Origin of the sequence: Chromobacterium piscinae (assembly GCF_021129175.1) — a bacterium.
GTDB lineage: Bacteria > Pseudomonadota > Gammaproteobacteria > Burkholderiales > Chromobacteriaceae > Chromobacterium > Chromobacterium piscinae.
On the sequence record NZ_JAJOHV010000166.1, the window covers coordinates 1 to 6,945 of the forward strand.

At 66.8% G+C, this 6,945-nt stretch carries 9 protein-coding genes; 4 read left to right on the forward strand and 5 right to left on the reverse strand.

The annotated features are described in order from the left end of the window. On the reverse strand, window positions 1-271 hold a 271-nt coding region (locus LQR33_RS23800), incomplete at its 3' end, for a TetR/AcrR family transcriptional regulator (protein WP_231470710.1). 104 nt (window positions 272-375) lie between these two features. Here LQR33_RS23800 and LQR33_RS23805 point away from each other — a divergent pair. Then, a complete protein-coding gene (locus LQR33_RS23805) occupies window positions 376-711 on the forward strand; it encodes a darcynin family protein (protein WP_021475045.1) in 336 nt (111 codons plus the stop codon). A 127-nt stretch (window positions 712-838) separates the two neighbouring features. On the opposite strand, the gene LQR33_RS23810 is transcribed toward LQR33_RS23805, so the two are convergent. Further along, on the reverse strand, window positions 839-1,063 hold the full coding sequence (locus LQR33_RS23810; protein WP_021475044.1) for a hypothetical protein: 225 nt from the start codon (window positions 1,061-1,063) through the stop codon (window positions 839-841). 280 nt (window positions 1,064-1,343) lie between these two features. Between LQR33_RS23810 and LQR33_RS23815 the strand changes: the two genes are divergently transcribed. Next, window positions 1,344-2,120, forward strand: a complete 777-nt coding sequence (locus LQR33_RS23815) for a tRNA threonylcarbamoyladenosine dehydratase (protein ID WP_231470712.1) — start codon at window positions 1,344-1,346, stop codon at window positions 2,118-2,120. Between the two features lie 355 nt (window positions 2,121-2,475). Here LQR33_RS23815 and LQR33_RS23820 read toward each other — a convergent pair whose 3' ends face one another. The 3 genes from LQR33_RS23820 to LQR33_RS23830 are packed head-to-tail and all read right to left on the reverse strand — an operon-like array spanning window position 2,476 to window position 4,066. Beyond that, window positions 2,476-2,868: a VOC family protein gene (locus LQR33_RS23820; protein WP_231470714.1), complete on the reverse strand. Its 393-nt coding sequence runs from the start codon at window positions 2,866-2,868 to the stop codon at window positions 2,476-2,478. Then, entirely contained in the window at window positions 2,865-3,308 is a 444-nt protein-coding gene (locus LQR33_RS23825) for an NUDIX hydrolase (RefSeq protein ID WP_231470716.1), read from the reverse strand. Before LQR33_RS23825 ends, LQR33_RS23820 begins: the two co-directional genes overlap by 4 nt. Continuing rightward, window positions 3,305-4,066 (reverse strand): CDP-diacylglycerol diphosphatase, encoded by a 762-nt coding sequence (locus tag LQR33_RS23830; protein ID WP_231470718.1) that lies wholly within the window; start codon window positions 4,064-4,066, stop codon window positions 3,305-3,307. The genes LQR33_RS23825 and LQR33_RS23830 overlap by 4 nt, the downstream gene beginning before the upstream one ends. A gap of 306 nt (window positions 4,067-4,372) precedes the next feature. Between LQR33_RS23830 and LQR33_RS23835 the strand changes: the two genes are divergently transcribed. Together LQR33_RS23835 and LQR33_RS23840 are read left to right on the forward strand one after the other, a co-directional pair. Further along, window positions 4,373-5,632 carry an MFS transporter gene (locus tag LQR33_RS23835; RefSeq protein WP_166439869.1) on the forward strand — a complete coding sequence of 420 codons (1,260 nt, stop codon included), beginning with the start codon at window positions 4,373-4,375 and terminating at the stop codon, window positions 5,630-5,632. A gap of 29 nt (window positions 5,633-5,661) precedes the next feature. Continuing rightward, window positions 5,662-6,792 (forward strand): LuxE/PaaK family acyltransferase, encoded by a 1,131-nt coding sequence (locus tag LQR33_RS23840; RefSeq protein WP_231470720.1) that lies wholly within the window; start codon window positions 5,662-5,664, stop codon window positions 6,790-6,792. The last annotated feature ends 153 nt before the right edge of the window (window positions 6,793-6,945 follow it).

The following is a 6,945-nucleotide window of genomic DNA, read 5'->3' on the forward strand; positions in this document are numbered from 1 at the left end:
GGCCGGCGCTGCGCGCCAGCGCGTCGTCCAGCGCCGCCAGCGTCTCCTCGCCGTGCCGGCGGTGCAGCGCGGCCAGCAAGGCCTGCTTGTTGGGGAAGTACTGGTACAGCGAGCCGATGCCGACGCCGGACAGCTCGGCGACGCGGTTGGTGTTGAAGGCGGCGTAGCCGTCGCCGGCCAGAATGCGAGCCGCCGCCTCCAGAATGGCGGCGACGGCGTGGCGGGAACGGGCCTGGCGCGGCTGTTTGCGCGGCTGCGGAATGGCGGTCATGGGCTTAGCTAAACACGAGTTTTCCGGCGTCGCAAGCGCGCTTACATTAGTGGCTGGCGCGGAGCCGGCCCGCCCTCTCTTTCCATTCACACGGGAATATCGCCATGTCCAAGACTCTGACTTTCTTCGCGCTGATGCGCGTCCACCCCAATTGGCTGCGGCTGAGCCGGCCGGAGCGCCGCCGCTTCGAGGACGACACCCTGAAGCCGATCTACGCCCGCTATCCCGAGGTGCGCATGCGCTGGTTCGACGCCGAGGCCTTCACCGCCCGCTGCAGCGACGTGGCGATGTTCGAGACCGAATCGGTGCAGGCTTTCTACTATCTGATCGACGCGCTGCGCGACAGCCCGCTGATGACCGAACCCTATTTCGAGTTCGTCGACATCATTCCGGCGGTGGAGAACGGTTTCCGCGACTACGACGCCCAGCTGGCGCAATAGGCCGAATGCCGACGGCGGCCGCTGGGGCCGCCGTCATCGGACATGCATCGGAGATTCAGGCTTGGCCTGATAAGGCCGGCGCGGAAGGCCGGCGTCTTGCATTCAACGGATTGTCAGTCTAGGCGGTTCAGTGGATTCGGTACGATTGTCGGATCGCGTCGGCTTGACGCTCCGCCTTCTGGATGTCCGGCGTGGCCATCGTGATGTCGGCGCCGCAACTGCAGCGCAGCGCATGGTCGGGTAACAAGGCCTTCAGATGTTGGCGGGTTTCCCGCCCGCACTCCTCGCAGGCGATGACCACGGTGGCGTTGTAATGCTTATCCAGATCGATGTCGAATCTTTGCTGCTTCATCGGATTCTCCCTAGAACTGAGAGTCGACCGGCAGAGGAACTGCCGACGGCAATTCGTGCCGGTCTCGGAACGCGGCCGGCGAAACCGGCGCGTATAGGAGAAGATAGGGCAACTGGAAAAAGGTTCCAATCTATCAAGCAGTTGGATTGTAAAAAAATCTTCACGCGGAGCCAGAAACGCCACACCCGGAACGCCGCTGCCACCGCCAGGCCGCGCCCGGACTGGCACCCCGCCCTCGGCTTGGTTATCCTTGGCCGTTTTTGCGCAACAGGTTATCCCGATGGACCACTCCGCCGATCTAGACCGCCGCTTCGGCGGCATTGCCCGCCTGTACGGCGACGACGCGCTCGCGCGCTTCGGCCGCGCCCACGTCTGCGTGGTGGGCGTAGGCGGCGTCGGCTCCTGGGCGGTGGAAGCGCTGGCGCGCAGCGCGATCGGCCGCCTGACGCTGATCGACCTGGACAACGTCGCCGAGTCCAACACCAACCGCCAGTTGCCGGCGCTGGATCCGCTGTACGGCATGGCCAAGGTGACGGCGCTGGCCGAGCGGGTCAAAGCCATCAACCCGGCCTGCGAGGTGACGGAGATAGAAGACTTCGTCACCGAAGAGAATATGGACGAGATGCTGGGCCAGGGTTTCGACTACATCGTCGACTGCATCGACAGCCTGAAAGTGAAGACGGCGATGGCCGCCTGGTGCGCCAGGAAGCGCCAGCGCTTCATCGTCTCCGGCGGCGCCGGCGGCCAGATGGACCCGAGCAAGATCAAACTGGCCGACCTGTCCGAGGTGACGCAAGATCCTCTATTGTCCAAGCTGCGCTACAACCTGCGCCGCCACCACGGCTTCGCCCGCGACGGCAAGAAGATGGGCGTGCCCTGCGTCTACTCCACCGAGCAGCTGGTCTACCCGCAGTCCCAGGCCTGCGACGCCGGAGAGGCGCGCGGGCCTCAAGGTTTATCCTGCGCCGGCTTCGGCGCCGGCATGGTGGTGACGGCCAGCTTCGGCCTGTTCGCCGCGTCGCGGGTGCTGACCGATCTGGCCAAGGCCAAAAAATAAGCCAAGCCCGCGTAGCGGTTTCTGAGTCTTCCATTCCACGCAGACCGCTAGCAAGGCACCCATTTCCCCTTCAGGACGCGCCGGCAAAAAAGCGTCTGGCCAGGTTTTAAGCCGCCGATATGTTCGACGCCGCGCGACGCTAGCGCGCGGCTAGTTTCGGCGGCGCCTGGCCAGATGCTTTCTTGCCGGGGTTTCGCGGGCTGCAGGGGCGGCCTGGGATCGCCAAGGGGCTGGCCGCACAGCCCCTGGCCCGTCTGGCGGGCGGAACCGCCACCTGAAACATCGTCCGCGCAGCGGACACATCAGCCTAATAAACCAGCCCCCATGCTTGGGACCTAGCGAAAAGCACGCAGCTTCAGCCCTTGCGCTGAATCAGATCCCACTGATTGCCGCACAGGTCGCGGAACACCGCCACCGTGCCGTAATCCTGCTCCAGCGGCGGGCGGGTGAACTCGACGCCCGCCGCGCGGTAGCGCTCGTAATCGCGCCAGAAATCATCGGTATTCAGGAACAGCCACACCCGGCCGGCCGCCTGGTTGCCGATGGCCGCTCGCTGGACATCATTGCTGGCCCGGGCCAGCAGCAGGCCGGCCGCCGAGCCCGGCGGCGTCACCACCACCCAGCGCTTGTTCTGCTCGGCCTGGTAGCTGTCCTCGGTCAGCTCGAACCCCAGCTTGCCGACAAAGAAATCGATGGCCTCGTCGTAATCGGCCACCACCAGCGACACCAGCGCCAAACTCTGCTTCATGTTCTTTCTCCGCAGCCAGGCGCCGCCGCCGGCGGGACATCCGCCAGTCTGCGCCGCGCCTCGGCCAGGGCGCGATGATACAGCGGGTGGCTGCCTTCCGGCGCCTCGCGCTCAAGCGGATGCCAGAAAAACTCCAGCAGCAGCCCGCCGTCGTCCAGGCAGAAATGGCTCCAGGTTTCCGGCAAAGCAGACTCCGCGACGCAAAGCTGGAACGACCAGACCTGCTCCTGATAGCCGGACGCCCACTCGCCCAAGTCGCGCCCGATGCGGGCCTTGGCGACGCCGGCCTCCTCGGCCAGTTCGCGCAGCGCCGCCTGCGCCGATGTCTCGCCCGGCTCCACCGTTCCCTTGACCAGTTGGCAGCCCGCTTTCGGATGGCGGAACCAGAGCAGCGCGCTGTCGTCCCGCTGCAGCAACGGACAAGCCTTGTTCGCGCTCATGGTTGCAGAATCCGGCAGGCGTGGTCCTGCAGCTCTTCGGCCGAACCGCGGTTGATGTCGAACAGGTCGGCCCGGGTGGCCAGCAGCACGAAGCCTTCGCCGTCGCCGAAGCGCGCCGGCAGCATCGCCATGCCGTAGCGGCCCATCTCGGCCCGCGCGCCCGGCAGCTCGTTGGCCAGCAGGCGGAAGGGATCGTCCTTGGGGTCGCCGTTCTGGTCGGCGTCCACCCGCCGCGCCCAGTACGCGTGCCCCTTCAGCTCCACCGGCAACTGCCGCCAGCGGTAGCCGAGTCCGTCGGCCAGGTCGTCGATCTGCTGCCTCACGACGGAATCGGTGCAGGAGATGTGGATGTGCAGCTGGTTCTGGCTGCGGCCGTACTGGGAATTGACGGTCAGGGACAGCGCCAGCTTGGGCAGCGGCTGGCCGCGCCGCGCGTCCAGATAGCGCCGCGCCTGCCAGGCCGAGCGCCAATAACCTGGCGCGCCGTCGCCCAGCAGCTGCAGGCTTTCGATGCCGCTCACCTTGTCGGTGGGGATCAACAGGTATTGCAGAGGCCCGTTGCGGTCTTTCAGCACCGCCACGCCCCGCTGCAGCGCCACTTCGGCGCAGGGGCCGGGCTGGCCCTGAGCCTGCTGGGCCGGCACGCACTGCTCGCCGACGATGCGCCACAGAGCGTCGCTGTCCGCCAGCGCGTAGAAAGACGCGCCCGCGGCCAGCAGGCCGGCCAGGCCGACTCCGGCCAGGATTCTTCTTTTCATTGCGACTCCATGGGTGGGGGATCAAGCGCGGCAGCCGCCGCCGTCCATCGCCGCATCCTATCCGAATCCGGACTGGAGCAAAAACTCATGCCAATGCTGTTGCCAAATCAACGAAATTGATTCCAAACAGATACAAATTGGCGACCTGATATTTCTCAAAAACACCAAAAAACAGCACAAAACAAAAAATCCATCCCAAAGGACAGGGATTCCATCTGATTACTTGACCTACTCTGTGCGCCCTCCATGCCGGAGCGAATCCGGCGCCCAGCCATACATAGACATTCTGCGAAAACTGCAACAATCATGCCAGAAGAATCATTCCGTCCGCTGCTTCACAACATTTCCCGCCGCCAGGCGCTGCTGTTCTGTCTGCTGCTCACCGCTTTCGAACTGCTGACCTATCTGGCCAGCGACATGGTGATGCCGGCCATGCTGCGCGTCACCGCCGATCTTTCCGCCGACAGCCGCCATGTGCCTACCGCGCTGAACGCCTTCCTGCTGGGCGGCATCGCCTTCCAGTGGCTGATCGGCCCGCTGTCCGACCGCTTCGGCCGCCGCCCGACGCTGCTGGCCGGCACGCTGATCTTCGCGCTCGCCTGCCTGGCCGCCTCCGGCAGCCAGCACATCGCCTGGTTCAACCTGCTGCGCTTCGTCCAGGGCATCGCGCTGGGCTTCATCGTGGTGGTCAGCTACCCGGCGCTGCAGGAAACCTTCGCCGAGCGCGACGCGGTGCGGCTGATGGCGCTGCTGGCCAATATCGCGCTGCTGTCGCCGCTGGCCGGCCCGCTGCTGGGCAGCCTGCTGCTGGAAGTCATGTCCTGGCGCCAGCTGTTCGCCGCGCTTGCCGCCGCCACCGCGCTGGTGGCGCTGGGCCTGTGGCGCTGGATGCCGGAAACGCTGGGCGCGCCGCGGCGCGACGGTCCGGCGCAGCAGCCGGTGCCGCTGCGCCTGGGCGTGGCGCTGGCCAATTACCTGGCGCTGCTGAAGCACCGCGACTTCGTCTGCGGCAGCCTGGCGCTGGGCCTGTTGACCATGCCGCTGATCGCCTGGATCGGCCTGTCGCCGCTGCTGCTGATCCGCCATCTCGGCTACAGCGGCTTGGAATACGGCCTGTGGCAGTTGCCGGTGTTCGGCGCGGTGATCGCCGGCAACCTGCTGCTGAACCGGCTGGCCGGCCGGATGGAGTTGTCCCGCCTGCTGCGGCTGGCGCTGTGGCCGATGGCCGGCGGCCTGCTGCTGACCGGCCTCGCCGCGCCGCTGTCGCCGTCGCTGCCGGCGCTGGTCGCTTGCCTGGCGGTCTACGCCTTCGGCCTGGGCCTGGGCAACGCCACGCTGTACCGGCTGACGCTGTACAGCAGCGACAACGCCAAGGGCAGCGTCGCCGCGATGCTGGGCATGCTGTCCACCGCGATGCTGGGCGGCGGCAGCGCCGTCCTGGCGCTGCTGGACGCCGGTGACAGCCCGGCCCGCTTCGCCGCCGGGGTCAGCCTGGCCTCGCTGCTGGCCTTGCCGCCCTTGTGGCTGCTGCTGCGCCGCCCGCAGCCCGAACCCGTCGCCGCCTGACGCCCGCTTTCTTCATCACTGGAACCGCCATGACCACGCTTTCCCATGTCGAGGCGCTGTGCGCGCTCAAACAACCCTACCGCGCCGACGCCGAATGCGACCGCCTGTTCGACGCTGCGATGCGCGAACTGGTCGATTACCACTGCGAGCACAGCCCCGGCTACCGCCGCTGGCTAGAGCAGAACGGCTTCACGCCGGAACGGCTGGCCGGCTTGTCCGACTGGTCGCAGCTGCCGCCCATCTTCGCCAACTACTTCAAGCGCAAGCTGCTGCTGAGCAAGACCGGCGAGGACGCGCTGGAGCTGACCTCCTCCGGCACCACCGGCCAGAAAAGCCGGATGCGCTACGACGAGCGCAGCATCGGTGCCGCCCAGCGCATGGTGGACCGCATCTTCGACCACTACGGCTGGAACACCCCGCAGCAGCCGTGCAACTACCTGCTGCTCAGCTACGAGCCGGCCGGCGCCATCACTTTGGGCACCGCCTACACCGACCAATTCCTGTGCAAGTACGCGCCGGTGAACCGCGCCGTCTACGCCTTGCGCCACAACGGCAAGGGCAACGAGTTCGATCCCTTCGGCGCGATACGCGCGCTGCAAGAATTCGCCGCGGAAGGATTGCCCGTGCGCATTCTCGGTTTTCCCGCCTTCCTGTGGTTCACGCTGGAGCGGATGCGCGACATGGGCCTGCCGCCGCTTTACCTGCACCCGGAATCGCTGGTCTTCCTCGGCGGCGGCTGGAAAACCCATGCCGACAAGGCGATATCGAAGGCCGAGCTCTACCGCCGGCTGAGCGAGCAGCTGGGCCTGCCGGACGTGCGCTGCCGCGACGGCTACGGCTCGGTCGAGCACCCGGTGCCCTACGTCGAGTGCCCGCATCACCGCTTCCACGTGCCCAGCTGGGCCCGCGCCTGGGCGCGCGACACCGCGACGCTGGCGCGGCTGCCCTACGGCGAGGCCGGCTTCCTGCACCTGGTTTCGCCTTACATCACCTCCAGCCCGGCGCACAGCATGCTGCTGAGCGATCTCGCCGTGCTGCATCCGGCCGAAAGCTGCGGCTGCGGCCTGGCCACCGACTGGTTCGAACTCTTGGGCCGCGCCGGCACCAGCAAGAGCCGCAGCTGCGCGATGGCCGCGTCCGAACTGATCAAGGAGTCCTGACATGTATCTGATTGATGGAGAATTGCGCGCCGACATCGAGCTCGACGCCGCATTGGCCGCTCTGCGCGGCAGCCTGCCCGACGCGCTGGCCGCGGAGCCGGAAGTCGACGCCGTGCTGTCCTGCGCCGAGCGCTTCGCCGACGCGCTGGCCGG

Bases quoted from the DNA above. Each gene is read 5' to 3' on its own strand.
- LQR33_RS23815 (WP_231470712.1), top strand. From the start codon at position 1,344: ATGGACCACTCCGCCGATCTAGACCGCCGCTTCGGCGGCATTGCCCGC.
- LQR33_RS23810 (WP_021475044.1), bottom strand. From the start codon at position 1,063: ATGAAGCAGCAAAGATTCGACATCGATCTGGATAAGCATTACAACGCC.
- LQR33_RS23840 (WP_231470720.1), top strand. From the start codon at position 5,662: ATGACCACGCTTTCCCATGTCGAGGCGCTGTGCGCGCTCAAACAACCC.
- LQR33_RS23830 (WP_231470718.1), bottom strand. From the start codon at position 4,066: ATGAAAAGAAGAATCCTGGCCGGAGTCGGCCTGGCCGGCCTGCTGGCC.
- LQR33_RS23825 (WP_231470716.1), bottom strand. From the start codon at position 3,308: ATGAGCGCGAACAAGGCTTGTCCGTTGCTGCAGCGGGACGACAGCGCG.
- LQR33_RS23805 (WP_021475045.1), top strand. From the start codon at position 376: ATGTCCAAGACTCTGACTTTCTTCGCGCTGATGCGCGTCCACCCCAAT.
- LQR33_RS23820 (WP_231470714.1), bottom strand. From the start codon at position 2,868: ATGAAGCAGAGTTTGGCGCTGGTGTCGCTGGTGGTGGCCGATTACGAC.
- LQR33_RS23835 (WP_166439869.1), top strand. From the start codon at position 4,373: ATGCCAGAAGAATCATTCCGTCCGCTGCTTCACAACATTTCCCGCCGC.